At 37.3% G+C, this 26,269-nt stretch carries 30 protein-coding genes; 16 read left to right on the top strand and 14 right to left on the bottom strand.

The features are described from left to right. Positions 1–8 precede the first annotated feature (8 nt). The 6 genes from ABMA79_RS06465 to ABMA79_RS06440 are packed head-to-tail and all read right to left on the bottom strand — an operon-like array spanning position 9 to position 6,041. Positions 9–1,379 carry an MlaD family protein gene (locus tag ABMA79_RS06465; RefSeq protein ID WP_392858510.1) on the bottom strand — a complete coding sequence of 457 codons (1,371 nt, stop codon included), beginning with the start codon at positions 1,377–1,379 and terminating at the stop codon, positions 9–11. 27 nt (positions 1,380–1,406) lie between these two features. After that, positions 1,407–2,159 (bottom strand): ABC transporter ATP-binding protein, encoded by a 753-nt coding sequence (locus ABMA79_RS06460; RefSeq protein ID WP_392858509.1) that lies wholly within the window; start codon positions 2,157–2,159, stop codon positions 1,407–1,409. A 1-nt stretch (position 2,160) separates the two neighbouring features. Further along, entirely contained in the window at positions 2,161–2,961 is an 801-nt protein-coding gene (locus ABMA79_RS06455) for an MlaE family ABC transporter permease (protein WP_392858507.1), read from the bottom strand. A gap of 37 nt (positions 2,962–2,998) precedes the next feature. After that, positions 2,999–4,126 carry an alanine racemase gene (alr, locus tag ABMA79_RS06450; RefSeq protein ID WP_392858505.1) on the bottom strand — a complete coding sequence of 376 codons (1,128 nt, stop codon included), beginning with the start codon at positions 4,124–4,126 and terminating at the stop codon, positions 2,999–3,001. Beyond that, positions 4,123–5,475 (bottom strand): hypothetical protein, encoded by a 1,353-nt coding sequence (locus ABMA79_RS06445; RefSeq protein ID WP_392858503.1) that lies wholly within the window; start codon positions 5,473–5,475, stop codon positions 4,123–4,125. The genes alr and ABMA79_RS06445 overlap by 4 nt, the downstream gene beginning before the upstream one ends. A 59-nt stretch (positions 5,476–5,534) precedes the next feature. Next, positions 5,535–6,041: a shikimate kinase gene (locus ABMA79_RS06440; RefSeq protein WP_393091134.1), complete on the bottom strand. Its 507-nt coding sequence runs from the start codon at positions 6,039–6,041 to the stop codon at positions 5,535–5,537. 82 nt (positions 6,042–6,123) lie between these two features. Between ABMA79_RS06440 and ABMA79_RS06435 the strand changes: the two genes are divergently transcribed. The 7 genes from ABMA79_RS06435 to acpP all read left to right on the top strand — a co-directional run bounded on the left by ABMA79_RS06435 (position 6,124) and on the right by acpP (position 11,675). Further along, positions 6,124–6,711, top strand: coding sequence for a YceD family protein (locus ABMA79_RS06435; RefSeq protein WP_392858499.1), 588 nt, complete (start codon positions 6,124–6,126; stop codon positions 6,709–6,711). Positions 6,712–6,812: 101 nt separating this feature from the next. Next, entirely contained in the window at positions 6,813–7,019 is a 207-nt protein-coding gene (gene rpmF, locus ABMA79_RS06430; RefSeq protein WP_103217831.1) for a 50S ribosomal protein L32, read from the top strand. Between the two features lie 151 nt (positions 7,020–7,170). Beyond that, positions 7,171–8,481, top strand: a complete 1,311-nt coding sequence (locus ABMA79_RS06425) for a cytochrome-c peroxidase (RefSeq protein WP_393091131.1) — start codon at positions 7,171–7,173, stop codon at positions 8,479–8,481. 143 nt (positions 8,482–8,624) lie between these two features. After that, complete coding sequence (locus ABMA79_RS06420) at positions 8,625–9,623, top strand: beta-ketoacyl-ACP synthase III (protein WP_392858494.1); 999 nt, start codon at positions 8,625–8,627, stop codon at positions 9,621–9,623. A gap of 15 nt (positions 9,624–9,638) precedes the next feature. Next, positions 9,639–10,592, top strand: a complete 954-nt coding sequence (gene fabD / locus ABMA79_RS06415; protein WP_393091130.1) for an ACP S-malonyltransferase — start codon at positions 9,639–9,641, stop codon at positions 10,590–10,592. 8 nt (positions 10,593–10,600) lie between these two features. Then, a complete protein-coding gene (gene fabG / locus ABMA79_RS06410; protein ID WP_392858491.1) occupies positions 10,601–11,365 on the top strand; it encodes a 3-oxoacyl-ACP reductase FabG in 765 nt (254 codons plus the stop codon). 85 nt (positions 11,366–11,450) lie between these two features. Then, on the top strand, positions 11,451–11,675 hold the full coding sequence (gene acpP, locus ABMA79_RS06405; RefSeq protein ID WP_021268262.1) for an acyl carrier protein: 225 nt from the start codon (positions 11,451–11,453) through the stop codon (positions 11,673–11,675). A gap of 50 nt (positions 11,676–11,725) precedes the next feature. On the opposite strand, the gene ABMA79_RS06400 is transcribed toward acpP, so the two are convergent. After that, the gene (locus tag ABMA79_RS06400) at positions 11,726–11,983 is read right to left on the bottom strand and encodes a hypothetical protein (RefSeq protein WP_392858489.1); all 258 of its coding nucleotides are present in this window, start codon (positions 11,981–11,983) and stop codon (positions 11,726–11,728) included. Between the two features lie 11 nt (positions 11,984–11,994). After that, a complete protein-coding gene (locus ABMA79_RS06395) occupies positions 11,995–13,584 on the bottom strand; it encodes a protein-glutamine glutaminase family protein (protein WP_393091128.1) in 1,590 nt (529 codons plus the stop codon). Positions 13,585–13,808: 224 nt separating this feature from the next. On the opposite strand from ABMA79_RS06395, the gene fabF reads away from it, so the two are divergent. The 6 genes from fabF to ABMA79_RS06365 all read left to right on the top strand — a co-directional run bounded on the left by fabF (position 13,809) and on the right by ABMA79_RS06365 (position 19,448). Then, on the top strand, positions 13,809–15,068 hold the full coding sequence (gene fabF, locus ABMA79_RS06390; protein ID WP_392858485.1) for a beta-ketoacyl-ACP synthase II: 1,260 nt from the start codon (positions 13,809–13,811) through the stop codon (positions 15,066–15,068). A 3-nt stretch (positions 15,069–15,071) separates the two neighbouring features. Then, on the top strand, positions 15,072–16,322 hold the full coding sequence (glyA, locus tag ABMA79_RS06385; protein WP_392858484.1) for a serine hydroxymethyltransferase: 1,251 nt from the start codon (positions 15,072–15,074) through the stop codon (positions 16,320–16,322). A 101-nt stretch (positions 16,323–16,423) separates the two neighbouring features. Continuing rightward, positions 16,424–18,007, top strand: a complete 1,584-nt coding sequence (locus ABMA79_RS06380; protein ID WP_393091127.1) for a YiiX/YebB-like N1pC/P60 family cysteine hydrolase — start codon at positions 16,424–16,426, stop codon at positions 18,005–18,007. Positions 18,008–18,032: 25 nt separating this feature from the next. Next, entirely contained in the window at positions 18,033–18,587 is a 555-nt protein-coding gene (gene nrdR, locus ABMA79_RS06375) for a transcriptional regulator NrdR (RefSeq protein ID WP_392858482.1), read from the top strand. Further along, the gene (nusB, locus tag ABMA79_RS06370) at positions 18,562–19,041 is read left to right on the top strand and encodes a transcription antitermination factor NusB (protein ID WP_392858481.1); all 480 of its coding nucleotides are present in this window, start codon (positions 18,562–18,564) and stop codon (positions 19,039–19,041) included. Before nrdR ends, nusB begins: the two co-directional genes overlap by 26 nt. A gap of 8 nt (positions 19,042–19,049) precedes the next feature. Then, the gene (locus ABMA79_RS06365; RefSeq protein ID WP_393091125.1) at positions 19,050–19,448 is read left to right on the top strand and encodes a hypothetical protein; all 399 of its coding nucleotides are present in this window, start codon (positions 19,050–19,052) and stop codon (positions 19,446–19,448) included. Here ABMA79_RS06365 and ABMA79_RS06360 read toward each other — a convergent pair. The 5 genes from ABMA79_RS06360 to ABMA79_RS06340 all read right to left on the bottom strand — a co-directional run bounded on the left by ABMA79_RS06360 (position 19,445) and on the right by ABMA79_RS06340 (position 23,245). Beyond that, positions 19,445–20,209: a HEAT repeat domain-containing protein gene (locus tag ABMA79_RS06360; protein ID WP_393091122.1), complete on the bottom strand. Its 765-nt coding sequence runs from the start codon at positions 20,207–20,209 to the stop codon at positions 19,445–19,447. The two genes, ABMA79_RS06365 and ABMA79_RS06360, sit on opposite strands and share 4 nt — an antisense overlap. Positions 20,210–20,253: 44 nt before the next feature. Next, entirely contained in the window at positions 20,254–21,294 is a 1,041-nt protein-coding gene (locus tag ABMA79_RS06355; protein WP_393091119.1) for a hypothetical protein, read from the bottom strand. Between the two features lie 115 nt (positions 21,295–21,409). Then, positions 21,410–22,252 (bottom strand): inositol monophosphatase family protein, encoded by an 843-nt coding sequence (locus ABMA79_RS06350; protein WP_392858472.1) that lies wholly within the window; start codon positions 22,250–22,252, stop codon positions 21,410–21,412. Continuing rightward, entirely contained in the window at positions 22,236–22,448 is a 213-nt protein-coding gene (locus tag ABMA79_RS06345; protein ID WP_392858471.1) for a DNA gyrase inhibitor YacG, read from the bottom strand. The genes ABMA79_RS06350 and ABMA79_RS06345 overlap by 17 nt, the downstream gene beginning before the upstream one ends. Next, a complete protein-coding gene (locus ABMA79_RS06340) occupies positions 22,445–23,245 on the bottom strand; it encodes an aminotransferase class IV (RefSeq protein ID WP_393091116.1) in 801 nt (266 codons plus the stop codon). The genes ABMA79_RS06345 and ABMA79_RS06340 overlap by 4 nt, the downstream gene beginning before the upstream one ends. 39 nt (positions 23,246–23,284) lie before the next feature. On the opposite strand from ABMA79_RS06340, the gene ABMA79_RS06335 reads away from it, so the two are divergent. Genes ABMA79_RS06335 through ABMA79_RS06325 form a run of 3 tightly spaced genes read left to right on the top strand, consistent with a single transcriptional unit; the run spans position 23,285 to position 25,650 of the window. Continuing rightward, on the top strand, positions 23,285–24,253 hold the full coding sequence (locus ABMA79_RS06335; RefSeq protein WP_393091113.1) for an NAD(P)-binding domain-containing protein: 969 nt from the start codon (positions 23,285–23,287) through the stop codon (positions 24,251–24,253). Then, the gene (gene panB / locus ABMA79_RS06330; RefSeq protein WP_392858467.1) at positions 24,225–25,031 is read left to right on the top strand and encodes a 3-methyl-2-oxobutanoate hydroxymethyltransferase; all 807 of its coding nucleotides are present in this window, start codon (positions 24,225–24,227) and stop codon (positions 25,029–25,031) included. The genes ABMA79_RS06335 and panB overlap by 29 nt, the downstream gene beginning before the upstream one ends. Then, positions 25,012–25,650 (top strand): type III pantothenate kinase, encoded by a 639-nt coding sequence (locus tag ABMA79_RS06325; protein ID WP_393091110.1) that lies wholly within the window; start codon positions 25,012–25,014, stop codon positions 25,648–25,650. The genes panB and ABMA79_RS06325 overlap by 20 nt, the downstream gene beginning before the upstream one ends. A gap of 289 nt (positions 25,651–25,939) precedes the next feature. On the opposite strand, the gene ABMA79_RS06320 is transcribed toward ABMA79_RS06325, so the two are convergent. Further along, positions 25,940–26,164 (bottom strand): hypothetical protein, encoded by a 225-nt coding sequence (locus ABMA79_RS06320; RefSeq protein WP_021268407.1) that lies wholly within the window; start codon positions 26,162–26,164, stop codon positions 25,940–25,942. Positions 26,165–26,269: the final 105 nt, after the last annotated feature.

Genomic DNA, 26,269 nt, shown 5'->3' with positions numbered 1-26,269 from the left:
ACTACATCCTATAGAAAAATTCCTATGAATCCTTTTAAGTCCTCGTCATTAAACTTAAGCCCAAGACTGTAAACCGCATGTGGGTCATTAATTAAATCCTCACCTTCGATTTTACCATAAAGTACGTTCCAAAGTTGTAAATCTAGACCGACACGAATATTTGGCCCTACATCTTCACGATAATCAAAAACTTCTAGTGTCGATACCAGACCATAATCATCAAAATTATAATCCACAGCAAATCCACCATAAGATTCAATTAGACCACCACGGAACGTCCAATTATCAATTCGACGTCCAAGCTGAAGGTTAAGAAGAACATCATTATACTTTCTCTTCTTCTCATCAACGGTAGTTGTTGTTCCACCAACTGTTGTTTCCGTAACTTTTCTTCTCTCTGGCCCAAACTCAGCCGTTGTTACACCAAGTAAGTAGAAGCGACCAGGTGAAGGAAAGATTCTAAGTTCAGCAGTTGTGTCAGTTTGCCCTGTCCCTGTATTTGCACCAGTGTAAACAGAGAATTGAGTGCGGATACTATCAACACGTCCAATAACTTTTTGAACACTTGCTAGAGTTGTTTTAACTTCATCAGCAATCTCTTCTTCAACTAAGAGCTTACCAACAGTCCCCTTTCCATCTTTAATATCTCTTACAAGATCTTGGAGGTCGGCCATCATGCGATCTGTTTTCTTTAAGATTTCCTTCACGTCTGCTACAGCACTTTCTGGCTCATTAGCATCTGTTTGAAAAGCAATCTGATCAGAGAAGGCTTCTAAGTTATTAACAATATTTTGAATTTTTTCATTATTGCGTCCAACGATATCATTTAGCTTGGCCGTCATCTCACGAGTATTTTCTAGAGTAAGTTGAACATCGCGAATGATCTTCTTCATGGCCGGCTCGCCACCCTCAGGAACAAATGACTCTTTAATACTACCAACAAGAGTCTTCACATCATGCATAACTTCAGTTGCATCTTTTAAGAGAGTTTCAATCCCCGCTTTTTCTTCTGCAATAATCTCTGAACCATCTGGAAGTATTTCTTTTGAGTTTTCAATATAAATCTCTAGATACTTATCACCAAGGAAACCTACAGAACGAATCTTAAGCTTAGATCCTCTTGTAATCCCTACTCTTGAAAGAACTTCAAAAGTAATTTCCGCTTTATTTCCAATAAGGCGGATATCCTTGATACGACCGGCATTGATACCGGCAACCTTAATTGGTGTTTTTGGAAAAATACCAGATGCATCGCTAACTGTTGTGTAGTACTCATTATATGTTCCAAATCCTGATTGATTTGAAGTTACAACAAGTGACATGACAACAACTGCTATCATGGCAGTTAGGGCCATCAGCCCTACTTTAAATTCATTCATTTTAACCCTCTTCCCTAGGCTTAGTACTTACAGATTAATAAACTCTTGCACGAGTGGGTGCTTTGAATTTCTAAACTCTTTTGCAGGTAAGTACTCAACAATATTACCACGATTTAGGAAGGCAACGTAGTCGGAAATTTCCAGCGTTGCTTTTACATCGTGAGAAATAATAATTGACGTTAATCCTATATCTTTATGTTTATGGCTTGTATCGACGATTAAGTCGTTGACCATTTTTGTCGTAATTGGATCCAGACCAGTAGTTGGTTCATCATAGAGCATTACTTGTGGACTCAAGGCAAGTGCTCTTGCAAGACCAACCCTTTTTCTCATCCCACCTGAAAGTTCACTTGGTAATTTATCAAATGAAATTTCTTGAAGACCGACTGATTTAAGTAAACCAAATACCTTCTCTTCAATTTCCTTAGGACTCATTTTTGTGAACTCTTCTAATGGAAAGGCTACATTTTCATAAGTAGTCTTAGAATCAAATAAGGCCGCATATTGAAAAAGCATTCCATAATTTTGGCGAAACTTTCTGAGCTCATCTTCTTCTAAAAGAGAAAGGTCTTTACCTAAAACTTCAATCTTTCCAGAAGTTGGATGATGGAGTCCTAGGATATGTTTTAAAAGAGTCGACTTACCAGCTCCTGAGAATCCCAGAATTGTTGTAATACTTCCTCTTTCAATATCAAAGCTAAGATCATTTAAAACTGTATGTTTACCAAAAGTCTTAGTTAAGTTAGATATTTTTACTGACGAATCTTTAAAGTGTAACATTCTACATCACCTGCACTAAAAAGCTCGTTAAGAAATAGTCAAGAACGAGTACGGAGATCATTCCCCAAACAACAGCTAAGTTTGTTCCCTTACCTACACCTTGGGCCCCTTTCGTAACAGAGAAGCCAAAGTATGTTCCAATAACAGAAATAACAAAACCAAATACAGTTGCTTTAATAACTCCTTGGAAAATGTCTGAGACATACATGAACTGACCAAGCTTTGAGAGATAAATTGCATCATCAATTTTTAGCGCAATTGTTCCGACGATATAAGAACCAATATTTCCAACGAGTAAAAAGAAAATCGAAAGAAGCGGAAGAGAAAGTGTTCCTGCAACGATTCTTGGAACCGCAAGAAATTGAACACTACTAATTCCCATAACTTCAAGAGCATCAATTTGTTCTGTTACCTTCATCGTTCCAATCTGTGCGGCCATAGCAGCTCCAGCACGACCTGCAACGATGAGTCCTGTTAAAACAGGTGCAAGCTCTTTTGCTAAAGTAATAGCAACAACCGGCCCAACTAATGAATCAACATTAATTAACTTGAAACCGAAATAGGTCTGGTAGGCCATAACCATTCCTGTAAATGATCCGGCCAAGAAAATAATGAATAAACTTTTATTGCCAATGAAGTCCATCTGCTCAAAAAATAATTTAAAGCGATAAGGCCTTCTTGTTGCCCAATAGAAAAAGCTAACGATAAAATTCATTATCGTACCAAGGCCCGCAATATTTTTAATAAAGATGCGACCTAAGTTTTCATTAAAGATTACAAAACTTCTAAGTAAATAATTCATTACTGAAATTTTAAAGGAAAAAGAGTGAAACTGCTACTTACTGTCGATAAATTTTGGGAATTCTTTCTGTTAAGTGAATGAACACTTCATAAGGAATTGTCTTAGACTCAAGGCAAATATTAGAAAAGTTCTCACCTTCCTGATCCCAAACCACAAACCTCTCCCCATTTTTTATTTCGAGGTCTTGATTATTAAACAAAATTTGTCCCATATCCATATTCACTCGTCCCACAATCTGGCCGACTTCACTGCCGTGTCTTAGGTGAACATTTTGATAACGAGTTGAGAACCCATCACCATAACCGAGGGCAAATATTCCGACGACCCCATCCGTTGGACATGGAGTTGCTCCATAGCCTATTGGGGTTCCACGATCAACTTTAAAGCTATTAATAAAAGTTGTTTCGAGCCTTGAAATTAACTTTCCTTGCCAACAGCTTAAATGACTATATTGAGGAAGAAGTGAAGTTGGCCCATACATCATAAGCCCTGGTCTTACATGAGTTTCTTCTAGACCTACTTTCTGCTCGATTGCACCAGAGTTTGCTAGTGAGGACTTATCGATTTCAATTCCTGCGGCAGTTAATTGAGATTTTAATTCTCGCCAATTTTCCTTCTGCGCAAGATTTCTCTTATTCTTTATCATTGATAAACTTGAACTCGAGAAGTGAGACATTAAATGATAAATACTTTTTCTTCCGGATGCTTTAATTAGTTTAACCACTTCATCAACTCGATCAAGCCTTAAACCAAGACGATTCATTCCCGTGTTAAATTTTAAACACAGTGGAAAGTATCTAAAGTCTTCCTGCTCTAAGAAGTACTTCAAGTTTGATTCATTAGATAAAACTGGAATGATGCGGTTATTGAGATATATATCAGCTGCTTCTTGAAGATCGAGATTCACGTCAGAGAAGACGTAAACTTCAAACTCTCCGTTTGGTATTTCTTCACGAAGCCTTAAGGCTTCACCAATACTAGCACAACCAAATTCTTTTATTCCCAATTCAAAGTATGCAAATTTAACGATAGGAACCATTCCGTGGCCATAGGCATTTGCCTTAACCATAAAAAGGGCCTCATTACTTGGACAAATTTCTTTTAGTAGTTGATAGTTACTTGCAAGATTTGAGACGTTAATCTCCATGCAACTTTTTATTCTCATAACGTGCTTTCTTGAAACGATCTCTTAGTTTTCAATTTTCTTGCAGTTGTTACCATTGAGTATTGAGAATATGGAACTTCAAAAACATTTAAAGACATTGAAAGAATTAAGCTCTTATCCTTACCTGAGAAATACTTTGCTAAACGGATATTCTTACAAAGATCCTTCGTTGCCGCAAAGCTCTCATCAAAGAAGTCATTTTCAACATCTAAAATAATTGATTCAAAAGAGATATTATAAATATTTGATAAATTAGTTACCTGCGATAAGTTAATCTTCATATCGCGCCAAAATGTTTCCCAATCAAAATCAAAGTCAGATCTTAATTCTAGAAGGTCTGTAATTTCAGACGTATCGACTGCAATTAAGTTTCTCCCATGAGTTGTTTGAGAAATTTGCCCTAATAGCTCAAATGGCCCTTGAGCACTTGCGACTGCTGCCGAGTGAGTATTTGCATTCACGAGCTGAGAATAAACGCCACTTAACAGAGACTCCACCACTTGCCAGTTAAAATTAAATAAATAATCGCGGTCCACTTCAAGTGCGACAACAGTTGTAATATCTTCAGCGTTAGCTGACATTGCAAGAGTGACAACAGGATTATGAACAAGGTTAGAAACAATATTCTTAACCATATTCATTCCATTCTCATTAACACCGTTTAGTTTAATATGACCTAGCCAAATATCTGGGACATTAATATTTTTCATCCCATCGTACTTAACAGCACATAATTTATTTGTTTTACGATTAAGATCAAAGACCGTAATGCTTGTTACGAATTCTTGTGGTTCAAATACATTTGCAACTAATGATTTAAAGTCACTATTATCCTTATTAAAGTTTATCGAATCACAAACTTCAAAAAAGTCCTTTCCGTATAGAGTCTTTGTTCTTTCACTTTCAAGACTAGCAACTAATGCTTCTTGCTTATGACGATACTTATCGTGGAAAGTTTCAAATTGACTCACCTGTCTCATTAGTGCTGTTTTGCGATTGTATTGATCGAGAACACCACGAACCTGAACAAGCAGATCGAGTTCTGTAAAAATTGAGCCAAGACTTTCAATTTTTGCAACAGACTTAAGGTCAGAATTTGAGGCTACGATGAACACCCTTTGAACTTTCTTTAGCTCTGGGCGATCAAATAGAGATTGGCCTTCATAGTCCACATCTTGAGCGCGCACTAAAACTAAGTCATATTCTCTTTGAATATGAGATATTAGAAATGCATTAGCATCATCAAATGAATCGATAAGAATATTAATATTTTTAAAGATTTTAGAAAATCCCTTACAATCTTCAATCATTGAAGAAAGAATGGCTACTTTTGGACTAATCATTGTCATGGCGCAAAAACTCCTTCTAAGGACATAACATCGTCTAAAATCGTATCAAAATACAAGAGTTATAGCAATTTTAAGAGCTCTTCTACTGTATTTATTTCTTGAATTTGGGCCTGAGTTAGAAATAGATCACTTTTTTCATAGCGTGGAACTCGTTTTTCATAAAGATCCTTCATGAAATCCATACCATTCTTTGCCAATGGGCGATTACCATCTTTTTTAAGCCTCTCCCAGCACTCTTCAAAAGTACTTTGAATATAAACAAGTTTTCCGCCAATTTCAGAGATAAAATCAACAACATCTTGCTCATCAAGTGCACCGGCCCCTAGTGAGATAAGGTAGTCATCTTTCATATTCTGGTGAAGAAGCTTAATCATATCAATTTCGTCTTTGCGAAATTCATCGATTCCAATGTCTTGGATATACTCAGCTAGTGAGTCATACCCAGTCCCCATGCGATTAAAGATTTCCTCATCTAAGTCAAATACTTGAAATTGATCATCCTTAGATAATTTCTCACCAAATGTTGTTTTGCCGGCTCCAGAAAAGCCCGTTAGAAAGATTCTCATAAGTAAAAAAGTACACGATTACGTTCATAATGTCCTAATTTTCTTGCCTTTTGGCCCTTCGCAATATAAACAGAGAGTTCAAATGACAGAGGATAAAATGCAAATCGTAAATAAAGATAATACATTCTTGAAAGACTCAACGATTCTTATCTCTCGTGTTGGTGACGAGTTTGAAACTTACCAACTAACTGATAAGAATAATGAATGGGTAAAATCAATTCTTGATGGCATCACAAAGGACTTCGATCCGGAAGTTAAGCCTGAAGGCTTTGAGCACTTAAATGTTGAGCTTCAACTAAAGAATGCTCGTGACTATACTTTTGGAGAGCACCTTATTGTAAAAGGAAAAGCTTCTGGAGCCTATACAGCAACTTGTGTTCGCTGTTTACTAGACACTCCACAAGAGTTTGAAACTGAATTTACATGTGCTTTCATTAATAAGAGATATGAAGACGACCCAGAGTATGAAGAAATCGACGAAATTTATATTTCAGATGAAACGGCCGATATGTTTTTTCATGACAGAGGTAAGGCAGATTTAAGAGAAGCAGTAGCTGAAAACTGCTTTTTGGCCATAAATCACTACCCAGTTCATGACGCAGATTGCAAAGGTCTTTGCCAAACTTGTGGAGTCGACCTAAATACAGACAGTTGCGGACATAGCAATTAATTTGGCCTAACTTTTAGGCTTGTAATAATGAAGTGAGTAAGGTAATAAAGTAAGCTCATAATTGTAGTTAAAAATTGAAGTTGAATATAACGGAGTAGAAAATGGCAGTACCTAAGAAGAAGACAAGTGTTTCAAGAAAAGGCCTAAGAAGAGCTGGACAAACACACAAGCTTTACGCGAACAATGTAGTTGTAGCTGATTCAACAACTGGTGAACTAACGAAGAAAGGATGTATCTCTCCATCTGGTTATTGGAAAGGTAAGAAAGTCTTCGCTACGAAAGCAGATAGAGAAGAAGTAGAAGAATAAGATAATTTATTATTTTTCATATAAGAAAGCCCACTCGTCGAGTGGGCTTTTTGCGTTTTAACTGATTTAAATAAAAACATAACGAAAATCAGTTTGACCCATCAAACTTTCTTTTAGTATAAACTAACTACACAAACTAAGAGAGAGACACATGAGATTACTTTTAACAATTGCATTCGTTTTTAATACATTTGCACTATCACCTCTAGATGAAGCACTTTCCAAGCTCATCAAAAAACACAACTTAACTGCCCTACCTGAATCACAATTACAAAATCAAAATGAAGTGATTCTAGGTTCAAGATTATTTGCAGAGGTTCGCCTTAGTGGAAATAAAGATATTACATGCATGCATTGTCATCATCCAATGCTGGGAACAGGAGACAATATTCCATTCTCGATTGGTACAGGTGGTGCAGGACTTGGAAAAAGTCGCATTCAAGACGGTAAAGGCCTCATTATCAAGCGCCATGCACCAGCATTAATCAATCTTGGCTACGATGAAATCACAGATATGTTTTGGGATGGAAGAGTTCATGTTGACTGGACTAAGGGAGAATTCAAAACTCCAAGTAAGGAACTTAATGCTAAGACAGAATTAAATAAGAAAATTCGCAATGCCCTGGCCGCGCAAGTTATCTTTCCACTTCTTTCAGTTGAAGAGATGTTAGGAAAGAATAATGAAATCGCTTCTCAAAAAGGTGACCTTGCTAAATGGGATGCATATGTTGATCGTCTTTTAAATGGCTCTAAGAATGCCATGTACCAAAACCTTTTTAAGAGAGCATATCCGAAAGACTTCAAGGCCGGTAAAATTGATATCTCACACGTCGCCAACGCACTTGCGGCCTTCATCACAAGAAACTTCAATCTTGTTGATACGCCTTATGATGAATACTTAAATGGTGATCTTAGTGCATTAAATGATTCTGAAAAAAGAGGGCTTAAAACTTTCTTAGACAAAGGCGCTTGTATCAATTGCCACAGTGGCCAGCATTTAACAGACTGGGATTATAAATCAATTGGGTTGCCTCAGATTGGGCCAATTAGCGCAACGTCCACTCTAAATGACAAAGGACGATTTGAAGTAACAGGCAATAAAGCGGATCAATATAATTTCAGGACACCACCCCTTAGAAATATACACTTATCTGCTCCATATATGCACAACGGTGTTTACGAGACCCTAGAAGAGGTTGTTGATCACTATAATCACACTCGCCCAGCAATAAAAAACTATATTGTTAACGAAGTAACTCAAGGTCATTACGAAGAAAAAATCATTAAAGATGAAAATTTTATTAACAATAAATTGCGATATCAGTTAATAAGCGATGACGATATTAGGCGTCCTCTACAGCTAACGGAGGATGAGAAGGCAGATCTTGTTCAATTCCTAAAGACAGGATTGTCTTCACGCCGTCTACAAAGGCTTGAAGAAGCTTCTAAACTTTTAAAATGAACATAGGGCCACAAACGTGGCCTTTTTTTGTAAAATTGACCGAAAAACACACAGTGTCAAATAATAACGCCCCTGCCCTTCCCCATCATTGTTATACTCAATAAAATAGGCGCAATTTTTTATTACCAAGATTAGGAATTTAAATGGATATTAAAGTAAAGATTAAAGGAACTGGAATCTACGCTCCAAAAGAAGTTAGAACAAATGTCGATCTAGAAAGTATGGTCGAAACAAGTGATGAATGGATTTATGAAAGAACGGGAATTCGTCAACGTCATATTTGCTCAACAGAAGGTGGCGAGTGGCCAAGTGATATGGCCTACCATGCAACTCAAGATGCACTAAAAGCAGCAAACCTTGAACCGAATGATATTGATATGATTATCTTCGCTTCAGTTACTCCAGATTATAAACTTCCAAATACAGCTTGTATTCTTCAACAAAAACTAGGAATCACAAATAAGTGTGCGGCCATTGATATCGCAGCAGCTTGTTCTGGGTTTGTTTACGGTTTAAATATGGTAACAGGACTGATTCGCATGGGTGCAATTAAGAATGCACTTGTTGTTGGCTCTGAAATGCTATCAAGAGAAGTTAACTGGGAAGATCGTAACACTTGTATTCTTTTTGGAGATGGTTGTGGTGTTGCTATTGTTGGTGCAAATGAAGATGGTGATGATTCAGATATCCTATCACTTGAACTAGGTGCAGATGGTGCAGGGAAAGAATTCTTTGACCAACCAGTTGGTGGAGCAGTTGATCCAATCACAGCTCAACACTTAAACGAGAGAACTCACTATATGCAAATGAAAGGTAAAGAAATGTTCCGTGTAGCAACGAGAACTCTTGCCGAAAATGCAAAGAAAGTTTTAGAAAAAGCAGGTAAAGACCTTGAAGAAGTTGATTGGTTAATTCCTCACCAAGCAAACGTGAGAATTATCGAAACAACTGGAAAGCTTCTAGGAATTAATCCTGAAAAAGTTATTGTTAATATTGATAAATATGCAAATACATCAGCTGCAACTGTTCCAATCGCAATGCACGAAGCAATTGTTGATGGAAGAATCAAGCGTGGTCAGCTATTATTGCTAGATGCATTTGGTGCAGGTTTAACTAGTGGAGCAACTCTACTTAGGTATTAATTAAGGTTTTATATTATGAAAAAAGTTGTTTTGATTTTCCCTGGTCAGGGATCACAATACGTAGGAATGGGAAAGAGTCTTGAAGGACACCCATCATTTGAATTACTTGAAAAAGCAAACAGTGCTCTTGGCTACAATCTTTCAAAGATTATGCTTGAAGGCCCTGAAGAAGAGCTTACACTTACTCAAAATACACAACCAGCAATCCTAACTTACTCAATTGGTCTTTTTCAAAAAGCTAAAGAGATTTTAGATGAAGCTGGCGTTGAGGTTTCATGTGTACTTGGACACTCTGTTGGTGAGTACCCTGCTCTTGTTGCAGCAGGTGCGCTAAGCTTTGAAGATGCTCTAAGATCTGTTCACAATCGTGGAAAATACATGCAAGAAGCTGTTCCTACGGGAATGGGAAAAATGTATGCCGTTATGAGAGTTCCTGCTGAAATCGTTGAAAAGGCATGCAAAGAAGTTTCAACAGAAGGTAACGAAGTTATGCCTGCCAACTTTAATGAGCCAGGGCAAATCGTTATTTCAGGACATGCAGATGCCTGTGACAAGGCCGTTGCTTGGATCTCAGAAAACTTCTCAGACCCACATAAGACAGTTGAATTAAAAGTTAGTGCACCATTTCACTCTAGCCTAATGAAGCCGGCCAGAGAGAATATGGCAGCATTTTTTAATGACGTAACTTTTAATAAAACGACAATTCCTTATATTGCCAATATTGACGCCAAAAAGTATCAAATTGGTACAGACGGTGAAGTTGTAAAAGAGAACCTGATCAAACAAATTGATGGTTCAGTTCTTTGGACTCAAAGTTTTGCAAGCCTAGATGATGACACTCTTTGTGTTGAGGTTGGGCCAGGACGAGTTCTAATGGGACTAGCAAGAAAGATTAACCGTAACATCAAAGTTATCTCACTTGATAAAGAAGGTGCTTTTGATGAGCTTAAGGAAGCTTTAAACTCATAGGAGCAAATATGATTGCAACTTATAATGATTTAAAAAATAAAAGAGTATTAGTAACTGGCGCAAGCCGTGGTATCGGGCTAGATATTGCAAAATCACTAGCTGCCCAAGGTGCACACGTTATCTTCAACTACCGTGAAGGGAAAGAAGATGTAGCTAAAGAAGTAGAGTCTCAACTTAAAGAGCTTGGTGCTTCAAATGTAACGGGACTAATGTTTGATCTTAATAATGAAGAACAAATGAAAACTGCCGTAAATGACTTCGTAAAAGAGTTTGGTCCAGTTGAAGGTCTTGTAAACAACGCTGGTGTTTCAAAAGACACTCTTCTTCTAAGAACAAGAAAAGCAGATCTTGACGCAGTAATTGATACGAACCTTAAGGGTGCAATCATGCTAACAAGTATCTGTTCACGTGGATTCTTAAAAGCTGAAAATGTATCGATTGTTAATATGAGCTCAGTTGTTGGTCTTATGGGAAATGTTTCTCAAACGGCCTATGCAGCATCTAAGGCAGGTTTAATTGGCGCAACGAAGTCAATTGCGAAAGAATTAGCTAGCCGCAACATTCGTTGTAACGCAATCTGTCCAGGTTTTATTCAAACTGATATGACTGATGCCCTTGAAGAAAAGGCGAAAGAAGCCTATATTGCTTCGATTCCAACTTCACGCTTTGGGTCAACTGAAGATGTATCAAATCTTGTGTGCTTTCTACTTAGCCAAGCGTCAGGATATATTACTGGTGAAGTTATTAAAATTGACGGTGGACTTTATATCTAGAAAAATATTAATATACTAAAATTAAATTTTTATATAAGAGAGAGAAATTGAGTTTATAACTTAATATATTTATTAGGAGACAAATATGGAACAAAAAGTAATTCAACTAGTAGCGGATCAAACAAAAATCGATATCGCAAAAATCAATGCTACAACTTCATTCGTAGACGATCTAAACCTAGACTCACTAGACATCGTTGAACTTATGATGAAAATGGAAGACGAATTTGATATTCAAATTCCAGAAGAAGATGCAGAAGGTCTTAAGTCTGTTCAAGACGTTGTTAAGTACCTAGAGTCTAAGCAATAATCAAAAATTAATTCTTAGATAAAAAAGCCTGCAATATGCAGGCTTTCTTTTTATAAATTTTTACAACTTTTAATCTGAAAAGTTTTGTAATCGTACTTAATCTCAACCTTCTCTTTTGACTTAATTGCCTTTTGAAAGCACTTCGCATCTTTTTTACTCGCTCGGTAAAAGGGAGCACTCTCCACGAAGCTAACAGTAATTTCATCTTTCTCTAACTTAAAAGTTGAGACATGGTATTGTGATGTGGCCAGATTGGCCGCATAAGTAGATACAAAGCTTAGTAATGTACAAAGAATTATTTTTTTCATTTTACTTATTCCTAAAGAATTCTCTTCTCATAATTTGCTAGTAGTTCCTTAGCTGCCTTTGATCTTGCTTCACGGCTCATCATATTGGCCGCAGTTTGTGGGTGATATGACTCCCTACTAGCAATTCCAAAAGCAGTCTTACCTACACTCACAGCATCTAAACTTGGAGGAAAGCCCACATGATCGACCTTAGAAGCATCAGCTCCCATTGTCTCTAGCCACTCATTAACATGAATCGGTTTTGAAGCAATAGCAGGATCAATGATCATCTTTGAAACTCCGCCTCTTCCATTATCAACATAAACAACAGGTGCCGTATGATAACTCCAGTAAGGATATTGCTGATTAGGAATTTTAAGTTTTCCTGATGCCCAGGCCTTATCTGCGATAACACCTTCTTCTTCAAACATATTAACCATAAGTTCTGAACGAGCATAGCATCCGTCTTGTACGTACTGCCAGGCCATCCCTTCCATTGCACGGGCCTTCTTAAAAAGCTCATTTGCTTTTTGAATCGAGATAACACCACTAGCACGTGGACGATAGTCTTGAACTTTTTCATATGAATCAGCAGCATAGTAACTATCACCATCGCGACAGCTATTCTTTGGTAAGAACTGGCGATTGATATACTGGCTATTGATATTTCCGTTTACGACATCAACAAGATGAACGAAGTCTAAATTATCTCTTTCGCGCACCGATTGCCTTCCAAGGCCGATAATATCTCCCTGAATAGCTTTTGGACAATGAGGAAGAACTGTTTTTAGGTAGTCGCTAAATCCAGCATCCTGCATGCTGAAGAAAGTTGTGGAGTTGTGCCCCATCGCTTCAGGTGCCTTTCTTTGAACAGTAAGACGTGACTTCTCATACTCTTCATTTCTCTCAATAACAGCACCACCAAGAGTACGAGCATACTTGATATAACTATCGTTCTTAGTGAACTGAGCATTACCTCTCGTATCGCGAGAGTAATTGATAGGCATATACACATTACGAGCTGGATCAAAGATTATGTAGTGATTATCGCCACACTTTTTAATAGTACACTTAGTGGCCATCTCACACTGATGATTTTTGTTATTATTATCTTGGACCCACATCTTTGTGTATGCTTGAGTCACCTTTTCATTTTGATTTTCAATATCGTCTTCAACACCTTCTAAGATATTCTGTAGGCTATCCCTAATTTCTTCTTGGGAAGGATCAATATTTCTAATAAGTGCGAAGATAGATTTTTGGGCCTCATCCATTGCTTGGATACGAGCGGCCGGTGTATCAAATTCTTGTACTGCTCTTTGAGAAACAAATTGCTTACTATTGGCATTATGAAAAATAATTTCTTTTCCATCGCTAATCGTCCTAACAGGAAAAAGCTCAGTTTCCTTGGTGCTTCCATTGCGATAGATCCCAAATAGGTGGCCACTTTGATTTCGCTGAAGAACGACCTGCGAGTCACCGTCTTCACAAATGACAACGGGAACCTCTGTGGGAGCATTACAGCTGTCAAAGCGCATATCATTGGCAAACTCAACAGAAACCTTTGCTCCAAAAGTGTAAACAGATAAAATTGATAAAATTAATAGGTTAATCTTTTTCATGGCAGTCTTATCGTATAAGTCGTTAAAAATATTAAGTTATTAATGATAAAAATAGATATAGCGTTCAACCTATTGAAATTGCGTTAAATATTAAACAGTAATCCTTGAAAAGCGTAAAAATTAAGACCCTCTACGCCTTGTCAAAATGCCTGCAAAATTATCAAATACTAGGAAAAAAACTTAGAAGAATTGAATAAAAAATAAAGGAAGATAAAGGAATATATATGAGTAACAGAAGTAATAAACGTGTTGTTATCACAGGCCTTGGAACAATTTGTGGTTTAGGTCAAAACACGCAAGAAGTTTGGAATGGTTTAATCGAAGGTAAGTCAGGAATCTCAGAAGCTGAAAGCTTCCCTATTCCAGATCTTGCAATCAAGATTGCCGGTGAAGTTAAGAACTTCGAATTAGATGAAAGCATCATGGAAGCTCGTGAGGCAAAGAAATATGACCGCTTCATTCACTTTGCACTTCATGCCACAGAAGAAGCGCTAAAAGACTCAGGTGCAAACCTAGAAGATTTTGATAAGTACAAAGTTGGTGCGATCCTAGGTGTTGGTATTGGTGGTTTCCCAATCACAGAAGAAACAGCGAAGACATTTGTTGAGCGCGGCCCACGTCGTATCTCACCTTTCTTCATTCCAGCAATTATTCCAAATATGGCATCAGGTGTTCTAAGTATTAGACACGGCTTTATGGGAGTTAACTACACAGTTTCTTCAGCATGTGCATCTTCATGTCACGCTATTTCAAATGCAGTTGAGGAGATTCGCTCAGGACGTCACGACCTGATGATTACAGGTGGTACTGAGGCTGTTATCTGTAACCTTGGAATGGGTGGCTTCATTAATATGAAAGCTTTCTCAAAGCGTACAGACGAGCCAACAAAAGCTTCTCGTCCATTTGATATAGATCGTGATGGTTTTGTTATGGGTGAAGGTGCTGGTGTTCTAATTCTTGAAGACTATGATAGTGCCGTTAAACGTGGTGCTAAGATCTATGCTGAGATCGTAGGTCATGGTGCAACTTCTGATGCTCACCATATTACAGCTCCACATCCAGAGGGAGACGGTGCTTATGGTTGTATGAAAAAAGCAATCGAAGACGCTGGGATAAGACCAGAAGATATTGATTACGTAAATGCACACGGAACTTCGACTCCACTTGGAGATGTTGCTGAAACTGGTGCAATTAAAAGAGTTCTTGGAGAAGAACACGCTAAAAAAATTAACGTCTCTTCAACTAAGTCAATGACTGGTCACCTTCTTGGTGCAGCAGGTGGTGTTGAAACTGTTTTTACAGCTCTTGCCCTTCACCATGGGATCATCCCTCCAACAATTAACTTAGACAATCAAGATCCAAAATGTGATCTTAACTACACTGCAAACACTGCAGTTAAGAAAGATATTAAATACGCCCTAAATAACTCATTCGGTTTTGGGTCGACTAACTCTTCACTAGTTCTGAAGAAAATTGAGGATTAATAAATGTTTCATAAAAACGCCAATAGCTTAGAAAAAATGGATGAGGAAATTTTCTCATTAACAAATAAAGAATTAGCAAGACAAGAAGAAGGATTAGAGTTAATCGCTTCTGAAAACTATACATCAAAAGCTGTCATGGAAGCACAAGGTTCTGTGCTAACAAATAAGTATGCTGAAGGTTTACCAAATAAGCGCTACTACGGTGGTTGTGAAGTTGTTGACTCTGTTGAGCAACTTGCAATTAATCGCCTTTGTGAGTTATTTGGATGTAAGTTTGCCAACGTACAACCACACTCTGGTTCTAGTGCGAATATGGCCGCATATTTTTCAATCATTGCGCCAGGAGATAAAATTCTTGGAATGGATCTTTCTGAAGGTGGCCACTTAACTCATGGCTCACCTGTTAACTTCTCAGGAAAATATTTTGACGTGAAGTTTTATGGATTAAATCCTGAAACAGAAATGATCGATTACGATGACGTAAGAAGAGCTGCTAAAGAGCATCAACCAAAAGTAATCGTTGCTGGTGCATCAGCATACCCAAGAACAATTGACTTCGCTAAGTTTAGAGAAATTGCAGATGAAGTTGGAGCATACCTAATGGTCGATATGGCACACATTGCAGGACTTGTTGCTGCTGGCCTTCACCCTTCACCATTTCCACATGCCCATATTGTGACATCAACAACTCACAAAACATTACGTGGACCACGTGGTGGGATCATCCTGACAAATGATGAAGAACTTGCAAAGAAGATTAACTTTAATGTATTCCCAGGAATTCAAGGTGGACCTCTTGAGCATGTTATTGCAGCAAAAGCAGTTTCATTCAAAGAAGCACTTGATCCACAATATAAGGATTACCAAAAGCAAGTTATTACTAATGCTCAAGCACTAGCAAAGCAACTTACTGATCTTGGAATGGAGATTGTTTCTGGCGGTACTGACAACCACCTAATCCTAATGAAGACAGACCCTGCCGGTGTAACTGGTAAGGTTGCTGAAAAGGCCCTAGAAGAAGCTGGGATTACTTGTAATAAGAACATGATTCCAGGTGACAAGAGATCTCCATTTGTAACAAGTGGTATTCGTCTTGGAACACCAGCTCTTACAACTCGTGGAATGGGTGTAGAACAAATGAAACAAATTGGAACTTGGATTGTTGAGGCACTTAAAAATGCAGAAAATGAAGCTGCCCTAAAAGACATCAAAGGCCAAGTTGAAAAACTTTGTAAAGAGTTTCCTGTTTACTAATTTCAATACTTTATGGAGGGTAGTTTCCTGCTATCCTCCTATATTAAAAAAATCTTACTAATCTTCCGATAACTAAATGTGATTTAGTATATGGGGATATTGTGAGAAAGTTTCATTCAAAATTTATTTCGGCCATTTTAGTTTCAACTCTTTTGTCGTCTTGTGCTTCAACAGTCGATCAAATTGAAATGGCGTACGATCAATACTCTGCCGCAGTTTCTCGCTATATCGCTTCAACGACAACAGATTACAATCCATCTAAGTTTGAAATCAACAAAGACAACTTGTACAAGCTACAAGAATCTGTTGAAAAGAATCTCGTGTGGCGTATGGAATTTGCTAAGGCCGAGAAGAAGAAAGGGCAGAACTCCTTAAAATTTATCTCTCCATACTTCGATTCAAATCAAAAGATCACTGCTGAACTTAATACATTTTTAAAAAATATTTCATGGGTAACTGATCCTACAACTCGCTTTGAGATTCGTACAAATCAAATGACTCAAGTTGAGCAACGTCGTGAAATTTATTTCACAGGAAATCGTAAACTAAAAAGACGTGAACGCGATGTGGACTATGCCATTGTTAACCCTTACGACCTTAAAGGGAGTGAGATCATCAAGGCCTTAAAAGTTGGTTATATTGCTAATATTGCAATCTATGAAAATCATCTTCTTTTAAAAAATAAAATTCGTGAAACACTTAAAAACGAAAAAGATATAACATTACATAAAGAATTAGGTGATTATCATAAGCGTCTCGTTCAAAAGCTTGTTAAGTCCCCTTCTCATAAAAGGCTTGCTAGACTTGCAACAATTTATCGAGATATTAAAATTTTTGAAGAAGTAAAAAATAAAACGAGAATTTCTTATTATATCAATCCGCTTATTGAAGAAACACTTGTCTATAATGAATTGATTAAGGCCTATAATAAAAAGAAGAGATGGAATGAAATACAACCTTCAATCCAAAACACAATTTCTTCAATGGCCCTAAAAGATAAGAGCTACTATGTGGGTTATTTTAACAAGGCCATTAAATTTGAGAATTTAAAAGGTGGCCAGGTAACTTACATTGGAAAAACAGAGAAGGAACACTTGGCCTATCAGCTGCGACCAATGGATATTGTCTTTACCCATAATAAGAATAGCTTTAATAACGCTGTTGTAGATCGATTTTGGGATAATGTTGGTATTTGGATTGGCTCTTGGGATGAAATTGTAAAGCTTGGCCTATCTAAACATCCCCTCGTCATCAAATATCGAAAAGAGATTCAATCTAAGAAGCTTAATTTTATTACGACAACACGAGAAGGCATTAAACTTAAAAGCATCGATTCAATGTATAACCAAGATGACCTTGCAGTAATCAGAAAGAGAAAGCTCTCTTATCAGGAAACAACACAAGGTATTGTTTTGGCCCTGAGTAATATTGGCAAGCCATATGACTACAAGATGAATCCAGCAGATACAAGTCGCGTCTCTTTTGCGCAGCTCGTCTTTGAGTCCTTTCCACAGATTAAATGGGATAAGTCTCATGCCTATAAACAAGAAGCTGTTTCTCCATATAAAATTACACAGCGCACAGGAGAGAATCAAGACTTCTTCACTGTTATGTTGTATCGCGACGGTATCGAGGTACTAGAAGATCTTGAAGATAACTTTAGGCAGATCTCTTCCCTGCAGTAATTATTCACACCTCTAAAATGAGAATATGCAATGCATTCATAATATGCTAGAAATAGATATGTATTGCCCAAGTTGCCAAACACCAAACACAAAAGTTATTGACTCGAGACACCTTTCCGATGGACTGGCAGTTCGTCGTCGTAGAGCATGTCTTAACTGTGACTTTCGTTATACGACTTATGAGAAGCTCCAGCTTCAAGTACCGGCACTTGTAAAGAACGATAAAAGACGTGAGCCTTATAACCGCGAAAAAATTTCGAAAGGGATCAACAAGGCCTGTCAAAAAAGACCTTTAACTACGGCGCAAATCAACCGATTAATTGACGATGTCGAAATGACTCTTTCGCAAATGAACAATATTGAAGTTCCTGCTAAGATCGTTGGTGAAGTTGTTATGGAAAAACTCTATGAGTTAGACCCTGTTGCCTACGTTAGATATGCTTCTTTCTATTGGAACTTCAAAGATATTGATGGATTCATTGAGAGTTTACAAAAGAGCATCGGTCAATTTGGAAATTTAAAAGAAAAGTTTTTATTAAATAAGGATTCAACTAGTGAAAAACCAAGCATTCAACAATAAGTCAGCAGCACGTCGTTTTGCTTTTAAATTTATCTATAAATTATTTTTAAAGGACTTCAAAGCAGAGCTTGAAGAGTACAAAAATGATATTGGAAAACTGAAAGCCGATATTGAAATGTTTGAAGAATCTTATATGAAAGAAGATGAAGAACACCATGACAATGATATCAACCCAAGTGTTCAAAACTTTGGTAACAAACTTATCACTGGTGTTATTAAAAACTTTCCAGAGATCAAGGAAACTGCTTCAACTTATATTCTAAAAAGAAGCTTTGACTCTGTTGATGCTATTGAAAGAGCTATTCTTTGCCTTGGTACTTACGAAATCAAATTTGAAGAAACTCCAAATAACGTAGCAATTAATGAGTATATCAATCTTGTTAAGAGTTACGGGAAAGAAGAATCAAAGAGCTTTGTTAACGGTATCCTAGATAAGATCAGTAAAGCGCAATAACAATGGCATTGAAACACGAACTCTTCACATTGATAAATGAAAGGATTGGCGCAGTCATTTGCCTTTATGATCAACAACGAGAGAGTTCGTCCCAAGTCCTTGAGGCCATGAATCACCTCGTTGATGGCACACTAGAAGAAAGAATCTTAAAATCAAAGAATAAAGACCTAATTAAAGACGGGGCAAGTCACTTCTTCTTTTCAAAGAACTATGGTGAGCAACTCAATATCATCTTTAGCTCAATCCCTAACACTCCATCTCAAAACGAGTTAAAGCAATTTATCAGCGTGTTAGATGCTCAGAAAAAAACTCATATTGAGGAAAAAGAGATTGTCGTGATAAAACCAAAAGGACACGCCTTTAAGTTTCATCACCCATCATTTCAAGTAAATCATTTTGAATACTAGCGAATAACAACTGTCGCTTGAGAGACCTTAGACCAGAAACGCTTCTTTTCTTTAAGGTTACCATTTGGTGCTTTTCGGCCAGTAATCTTCTCTAGAGTTTCAGAAATTTCTCTGTGAATATCAGAATACTTATCTTTTTGAATCATTGATAAAAGAGGCTTCTTAGCTTTTTCAAATTTTAAATCCCCTATTGTCGTAATAATCTCTTTTACAATATGGGCCCTCTTAGTCGATTTAAGCTTTTCATTAATATGATAATTTCTCTTATCATATAACATTGCCCAAATATTTGGAGCAAGATCAGTAAGGTTCATTCTCTTCACATTCTCAAGTGCTTGATAGCGAACGATTAGAGAATTATCTTTTAAAGACTGCTTGTACACATCTTTATAGTCAGTTTGGTTTAATGCTAGAAGTGACTTTAATGCGGCCATTCTCATGACCCAATTAGGATGCTTTGCAAACTTAGAAATAAAAGGTGCTGACTTCTTGCCCATAACTCTACCAAGTAAGAAAGTGGCCATCCAACGATTCTTCTCTGGATATTTTTCGTCTTTCATTACATTGATTAGGGCAGCAACAGACTTACCTTTAAGCTTTAGAACTTGCTTCTTAAGCTTGTCCATATCAGCTGATTTTAAATTGTATTTGAATTGTCTTTCGAGTTTCTGCGTTAGCACCGCTTGATGGGCCTTATGGTTAACAGCAGAGAACGAGTTAAAACTAACAATTAATGTTGCAATAAGAAGTAGTTTTTTCAAAAGACATCCTTGTCTAAGTTATTCTATTTTTTTAAAGATTAATTTTAACCAAGCATTTTTTCAAATTCGCTCAATAGCTCTTCTGCCGACTTTTGCTCTGCCGCTTCATTTTCAGGAGCTTTCTCCCCTGCAACTTCAGCTGCGGCCGGTGCAGGAGCAGGAGCCTCTGCTTCTTCAATTGGCTCAGGAGCAGCTTCCATTGTCGCTTCTTCAATTGGCTCTTCAAAGAACTCAGGAGCTTCGTCCATTAAATTTTCAGGCGCAGGTTCTGGAACCTCAACAGGCTCAGGAGCTTCAACTGGTGCTTCATCAGGAGCAACAACTTCTTCTGGTTCAGGAGAAAGATCGACTTCAGGTTCAGCATCAGGAGTTAAGTCAACTTCAGGAGCTGGCGTCGATGGAGTTCCTCCACCTTCTGCTAATTGTGCCTTAAGTTGTTCGTTTTCTTGCTTAAACTTTCTTAGGTCAGCAAGATCACCTTCAATCATTTCATATTCTTTAAGTCTTGCCTGTAGCTCATCTCTTTCAGATGAAAGAGCAGATAATTCTGCACTACTATCACCTGCAGATGCACTTGCAGCTTTTAATGTATCAACTTGCGACTTAAGTTGGGCAATTTCAGAATTTAGATTCGTTATGATCTGAGCAGAATCAGAATTATCTCCCGATTGCTCAACCGCACCTAGTTGTGCTTCAAGATCTCTAATAAGAGAATCTTTATTTGCGATCTGTCCATTTAGTGCAGCGATTTCAGCATTCTTACTTGCTAACTGAGCACCATCAACATTACCAGTTGGTAGGCTTCCACCAGGAACAACAGAAGGAATCCCCTCTCCTGTCTCAAGTCCACCACCTCTAAACAGAGAAGACTTTAATGCATTAGAGTTTTGAATAACTGAGTCGAGATAGCTTTTTAAAACATTCGCTGGAATTTGATGTTGTAATTCCTGCATACGTTTTCTTGTATAAAACCAATAAACGACGATGACACAAATTAAAAGTATAAGAATAGAGAATAAAATATAAAAAACGTTGTCACTAACGTACATCATTTCTCTTGATAATCTCGTGATAGAATTCGTCACTTTTTAATCCTTTTAATATATAAACCTTTGATTATTTTAACATAATCAGCGCCATTTAAAAGATATGAAAAAATAGCAAAAATGAACCTATAATGTAGGAAATAAATAGAGTCTTTTAGTCGGAAACCATTTCATTTAGCTTCTCATAAAGTGGATTTCTGCCCACAATAATTGTCTTTGAGAAGATATTATGATCATGACCATTATACTCAGTTACTTTAGCACCTGCTTCTGAACAAATGATTTTTCCTGCAGCAACATCCCAAGGAGCAAGTCCCTTTTCCCAGAAGCCATCAAAAACCCCACGAGCGACATAGCACAGATCAATCGCCGCCGAACCTAGTCTACGAACAGCAGAGATATTAACCATGACTTTTTTAAATTTTTTGAACTCATCATTGAATGGCTTTCCCTTTTCGGTAGCAAAGCCTGTTGCTAAGAGGAAGCCACGATCTCTCGAACGAGTTTTCTTAAGTCGGGTTTTTTCTTTCCCTTTAATGAGATAAGCTCCATTGCCCTTTGTTGCACAGTAGAACTCCCCTTTTTCAGGAATATAGATGACACCAACAACAGGTTGTAACTTGTAAGTTAGAGAAAGGCATACACAGTAGTGCTCTAATCCATGGACAAAATTATTTGTTCCATCTAGTGGATCAATAACCCAAAGGTAGTCACTATCTTGATATTCTTTAAGGTGCTTATAATCACCTTGGTACTTATGGTAGAAGTCTTCTTCGGCCAGCACAGGAATATCTGCTCGAAGTTTATAGAGTTGATTAATAATATAGCCTTCTGACGCATGATCAGCTGCTGAGACTGCTCCTTGAGCATCTTTGTAGCTAATCGAAAGATTTGAAAGATCTTTTTGAAAAGGTTTTAAAATTCTTCCGGCACCACGTGCAATTTTTATTAATTCGCCTTCAATGGCAATAAGTTCACTCTTAGTAATCTTCTTCATCCTGTCTCTTTTTAATGACGGCCTCTAAGTCAGACTCAGAAAGAGGCTCCTGACTAGCAACGGTATAATTTTCTGTAAGCCACATTCCTAAATCAACCATCTTACATTTTTCACTACAAAATGGGCGGAACTCACTTGAATAATAATCAAACTCTTTTGAGCATTCAGGACATTTAACCTTTAAAACTTTTGTCACCAAATTTCTCCGTAAAACTCATTAACTAATTTTTTAATCTCTATATCTTCAGTATATGCTACTTCGTTGATAGTTGAAATATGCCTAATGCCATTAAATGAACTTGTAGTGAAACAACTATCAAACTCATGTAACTCGGCCGCATGAACACGCATCTCTTTAAGGGGGCGTCCTAGCTTTTCTAGCATAAATTTTACCCTCTCAAGAGAGATTCCATCAAGTACACCAAACTCTGCAATTGGAGTTATATAATCATCCCCTTTCTTGAGAACGATATTGGCCGTCGGAAGTTCCAAGATATAAGACTCAGGATCAAGCAAGAGGACATCATCATAGCCTTGTGCAAGACTCTCCCTTCTTAACTGAAATTGGTATTGATAATTACTGCGTTTTAAAAAGTCGGGAAAGTTTTGATCTGGATAATAGCAATGGGAATTCAACTTTAATGAACTTTTAAGCTGATCCTTTTCAACAGCCCATATCCAAAACTGTATTGCTCCAGAAAGCTCTCGATAGAAAGTAATCCTTAAGTAGGCATAAGGGATTGAACTGAAGTCTCCAAGTATTTTTGCCGTGGCAAGCTGAACTTCATCAATAATTGAGCTATCAAAATCTTTAGGCCAACAATATTGAAATGACTTTTCCAGTCTTTGACGATGCTGATCCCAAAAAATCGCCTTGCCACCTTTAACAAGAATTGTCGTAAAGAAAGAATTCCCCCAAAGATTTCCCTCATTAATTAATGCATCACGTGCAGTTAAACCTTTCTTAGAAAAATAGATTACTTCCTGTTCCATAACTTCCCTTATTGTTTCAATCCATGATATCTAATTTTTATGATGAAAAATAGTAGCGATAATATTTCTAATGATATTTTAATTATTGGTTTTGGCTCTCAAGCAAAGTCTTGGTCATTAAACCTTAGAGACTCTGGTAGAGAAGTTACTATCGGCCTACGCCAAAATAGTAGCTCAATTTCTTTAGCAAATAAAATGGGCCTACCAACAATTGATATTACAAATAGCAAAATTGCTAATTTCAAATTTATCATCATCCTTACACCAGATGATACCCATGAAGAAATCTTAACTTCTCTTCAATTCTCTGATACGAATTTTAAGCAAAGATTGGTTTACGGTCACGGCTATAGTGTTATGTACCAAGGCCTACGATCAAAGCTTCCTACACATGAGCACTTTCTTTTGGCCCCAAAGGCCATTGCAAGTGAACTAAGATTTGGTTATGAAACGAAGGCCCCTCTAACAGCAGTTGTAAATTGTGATGATGAGAGCCTCTTAGATCTTGCAAAGGATCTAGGGATTACTGTTGGCCCAATCGTGAGTAGTTTTGAAGAAGAAACAATCTGTGATCTCTTCTCTGAGCAATCAATTCTATGCTCGGTTATTCCACAGGCCGCAAGACTGTCTTTTGAGACTCTTGTAGATAAAGGCCATTCGCCAGAGATTGCCTATATTGAATGCTGGCATGAAGTTAAACTCATTGCCGATGCCATGATTAAATTTGGACCTACAGAGTTTATGAAACTAATCTCTCCAAATGCCTTCATGGGTGGTGAAATGGCCAAGTCATTGATATTTGATGACGAGTATCAGAACAAGCTCAATAAAATCTATGAAAATATTGAAAATGGCTCATTCGCACGTGAAATTCTTCATACTGATTTCCAAAAGCAGCTCTCTCAGGTTATAAGTGAGTGGAATAACTTAGATATCACCAAAGTTTACAATAGCTTTGGAAAGAAATTGGTTCATGGGAATGAAGAAGCTAACAACTCGAAAAATTAGAAAATCAAAACTTTCTGAAACAAGAAAGTCACTTCAAGTTCTTACTTGTTACGATTATCAAACTGCTCAAATGTTAAATGAAACACAACTTGATATGATTCTTGTTGGCGACAGCCTTGGTAACGTTGTTCTTGGTTACGATACGACAGTTCAAGTTAGCCTAACAGAGATGGCCATCTTTGGAGCAGCAGTAAGAAGAGGTGCACCAAATAAATTTGTGATTGTTGATATGCCTTTTGGTACTTATACAACTTTTGACAAGGCCCTTGAGAATGCGACTAAGCTCTTCCAAGACACTCAGGCCGAGGCCCTTAAACTTGAAGGAGCCTACCCTCATCAACTTGATATCATCAAAAGATTAACTCAATCTGGAATTCCAGTCATGGGACATATTGGTCTGACTCCTCAAAGTGTTCACGAGCAAGGTGGTTACTATACTCATGGCAAAGATGACTCAGATAAAGCAAGGCTATTAGCAGAAGCAAAGCTTTTAGAAGAAGCCGGCTGCTTCTCGATCGTTCTAGAATGTGTCACAGATGAGATTGCCACAATCATTACAAGAGAGCTTTCAATCCCGACAATTGGAATTGGTGCAGGAAAGAATACTGATGGACAAGTTCTAGTTATCAATGACCTTCTGAAGATGGGGCCTGGAAAATATCCAAACTTCTGTACACCTATTGCTAATTTCTTTGATCAAAAGCTTAAGCTAATAAGTGAATATATTTTAAAGAATAAGAACGCGGATAATACAGACGATGCTGACCTACACCATTGATAGTGGTAATACATTCATCAAGATTGGTATTTTCAAAGGTCGTCTACTTACGAGTATTGAAAAATTAGAAATTGCGAACTTCAACTTTAATTTTGAAGAAGGCGCGGCAATTATTTATTCAAATGTCTCAAAAGAAATTAAAGAATTTCTTCCTAAAGATGCAATTAATGCATTAAGCTTAATAACTGAATTTAACTCAACTTATGACTCAAAAAAAATAGGAGCAGATCGCAAGATCATCTCCCGCTACCTGCAAAAATATTATCCACAAGAAAAGATCCTACTTGTTGATGCTGGAAGTTTTATTACATTTGATGAAATCGACCATGGGCTTCACAAAGGTGGGCCAATTTTCTTAGGTCTTGGAAATTACCTTAAAGCCTATCCACAATTTTCTGCAAATCTTCCAGACATTACCGGGGCCATCGATACGAAGGCCCTTACAAATACTAGGCAGGCGATCTCATATGCTTATGACTCTTATTTAAATATGATTGTAAGTGAAATCAAAAAATTCTCTGATCACCGTATTCTAGTTACTGGTGGTGATGGTTATCACTTCAAAGAGCTTGGTGAATTTCAAGAAAACCTCATTCACGATGCTCTAATAAATCTATAATTTCGTAATCGAAATATCTCTTAAAAATTAAATGTTAAAGTATCAATACGAATCATTTTGAAATAGACAAATGAAGTCCCCTATTTCTCTTTGTCTCCACTGAAGGAGACCCTTACCACAAGGAGAGAAGTTATGGAGGACTTCATAAGGGTGATTACCTTGATCATACTTGTATTAGAATTTGTGATTCTAATTCTAAGTTGGTCAAAGTGATCTTTGGGGGCGATGACGCCATCATCGTCCCACCTTATGAATTTTAGCATAAATCGAAGCTAAATTTCAGCTTAAATTACCCCACAAAATTCTTTTTAAAATTTGCTGGAATTTCGATGGCACGATACTTCTTGCCATTAGATAGACGTAGCCAATAACCTTCCTTAACGTCACCATCCATAACGATATTAATAGGCTTCATTGACACGATATGATCGTAATTTATGTAGATTAGTTCTAGTGTATCACCTAGTGCTTGAACGTCACGTTGTGAGATGATTGAGAACTTACCAAATTTCATAAACTTACCTTTGTTACTTATTACACAGGCCTTCCGAATACCTTCAGATATTTCAAATTCAATGGCCTAAATCCTTAAAAACATATATAAGATAGACACATAGTA

The organism is Halobacteriovorax sp. HFRX-2_2 (genome assembly GCF_043196705.1).
GTDB lineage: Bacteria > Bdellovibrionota > Bacteriovoracia > Bacteriovoracales > Bacteriovoracaceae > Halobacteriovorax_A.
Note: the sequence above shows the minus strand (reverse complement) of the source record. Positions and strands in the feature narration are given on the sequence as shown.

Excerpts from the sequence above, each read along its gene's own strand:
- ABMA79_RS06465 (WP_392858510.1), bottom strand. The coding sequence starts at position 1,379 with ATGAATGAATTTAAAGTAGGGCTGATGGCCCTAACTGCCATGATAGCA.
- ABMA79_RS06460 (WP_392858509.1), bottom strand. The coding sequence starts at position 2,159 with ATGTTACACTTTAAAGATTCGTCAGTAAAAATATCTAACTTAACTAAG.
- ABMA79_RS06455 (WP_392858507.1), bottom strand. The coding sequence starts at position 2,961 with ATGAATTATTTACTTAGAAGTTTTGTAATCTTTAATGAAAACTTAGGT.
- alr (WP_392858505.1), bottom strand. The coding sequence starts at position 4,126 with ATGAGAATAAAAAGTTGCATGGAGATTAACGTCTCAAATCTTGCAAGT.
- ABMA79_RS06445 (WP_392858503.1), bottom strand. The coding sequence starts at position 5,475 with ATGACAATGATTAGTCCAAAAGTAGCCATTCTTTCTTCAATGATTGAA.
- ABMA79_RS06440 (WP_393091134.1), bottom strand. The coding sequence starts at position 6,041 with ATGAGAATCTTTCTAACGGGCTTTTCTGGAGCCGGCAAAACAACATTT.
- ABMA79_RS06435 (WP_392858499.1), top strand. The coding sequence starts at position 6,124 with ATGACAGAGGATAAAATGCAAATCGTAAATAAAGATAATACATTCTTG.
- rpmF (WP_103217831.1), top strand. The coding sequence starts at position 6,813 with ATGGCAGTACCTAAGAAGAAGACAAGTGTTTCAAGAAAAGGCCTAAGA.
- ABMA79_RS06425 (WP_393091131.1), top strand. The coding sequence starts at position 7,171 with ATGAGATTACTTTTAACAATTGCATTCGTTTTTAATACATTTGCACTA.
- ABMA79_RS06420 (WP_392858494.1), top strand. The coding sequence starts at position 8,625 with ATGGATATTAAAGTAAAGATTAAAGGAACTGGAATCTACGCTCCAAAA.
- fabD (WP_393091130.1), top strand. The coding sequence starts at position 9,639 with ATGAAAAAAGTTGTTTTGATTTTCCCTGGTCAGGGATCACAATACGTA.
- fabG (WP_392858491.1), top strand. The coding sequence starts at position 10,601 with ATGATTGCAACTTATAATGATTTAAAAAATAAAAGAGTATTAGTAACT.
- acpP (WP_021268262.1), top strand. The coding sequence starts at position 11,451 with ATGGAACAAAAAGTAATTCAACTAGTAGCGGATCAAACAAAAATCGAT.
- ABMA79_RS06400 (WP_392858489.1), bottom strand. The coding sequence starts at position 11,983 with ATGAAAAAAATAATTCTTTGTACATTACTAAGCTTTGTATCTACTTAT.
- ABMA79_RS06395 (WP_393091128.1), bottom strand. The coding sequence starts at position 13,584 with ATGAAAAAGATTAACCTATTAATTTTATCAATTTTATCTGTTTACACT.
- fabF (WP_392858485.1), top strand. The coding sequence starts at position 13,809 with ATGAGTAACAGAAGTAATAAACGTGTTGTTATCACAGGCCTTGGAACA.
- glyA (WP_392858484.1), top strand. The coding sequence starts at position 15,072 with ATGTTTCATAAAAACGCCAATAGCTTAGAAAAAATGGATGAGGAAATT.
- nrdR (WP_392858482.1), top strand. The coding sequence starts at position 18,033 with ATGCAATGCATTCATAATATGCTAGAAATAGATATGTATTGCCCAAGT.
- ABMA79_RS06350 (WP_392858472.1), bottom strand. The coding sequence starts at position 22,252 with ATGAAGAAGATTACTAAGAGTGAACTTATTGCCATTGAAGGCGAATTA.
- ABMA79_RS06340 (WP_393091116.1), bottom strand. The coding sequence starts at position 23,245 with ATGGAACAGGAAGTAATCTATTTTTCTAAGAAAGGTTTAACTGCACGT.
- ABMA79_RS06335 (WP_393091113.1), top strand. The coding sequence starts at position 23,285 with ATGATGAAAAATAGTAGCGATAATATTTCTAATGATATTTTAATTATT.
- panB (WP_392858467.1), top strand. The coding sequence starts at position 24,225 with ATGAAGAAGCTAACAACTCGAAAAATTAGAAAATCAAAACTTTCTGAA.
- ABMA79_RS06325 (WP_393091110.1), top strand. The coding sequence starts at position 25,012 with ATGCTGACCTACACCATTGATAGTGGTAATACATTCATCAAGATTGGT.
- ABMA79_RS06320 (WP_021268407.1), bottom strand. The coding sequence starts at position 26,164 with ATGAAATTTGGTAAGTTCTCAATCATCTCACAACGTGACGTTCAAGCA.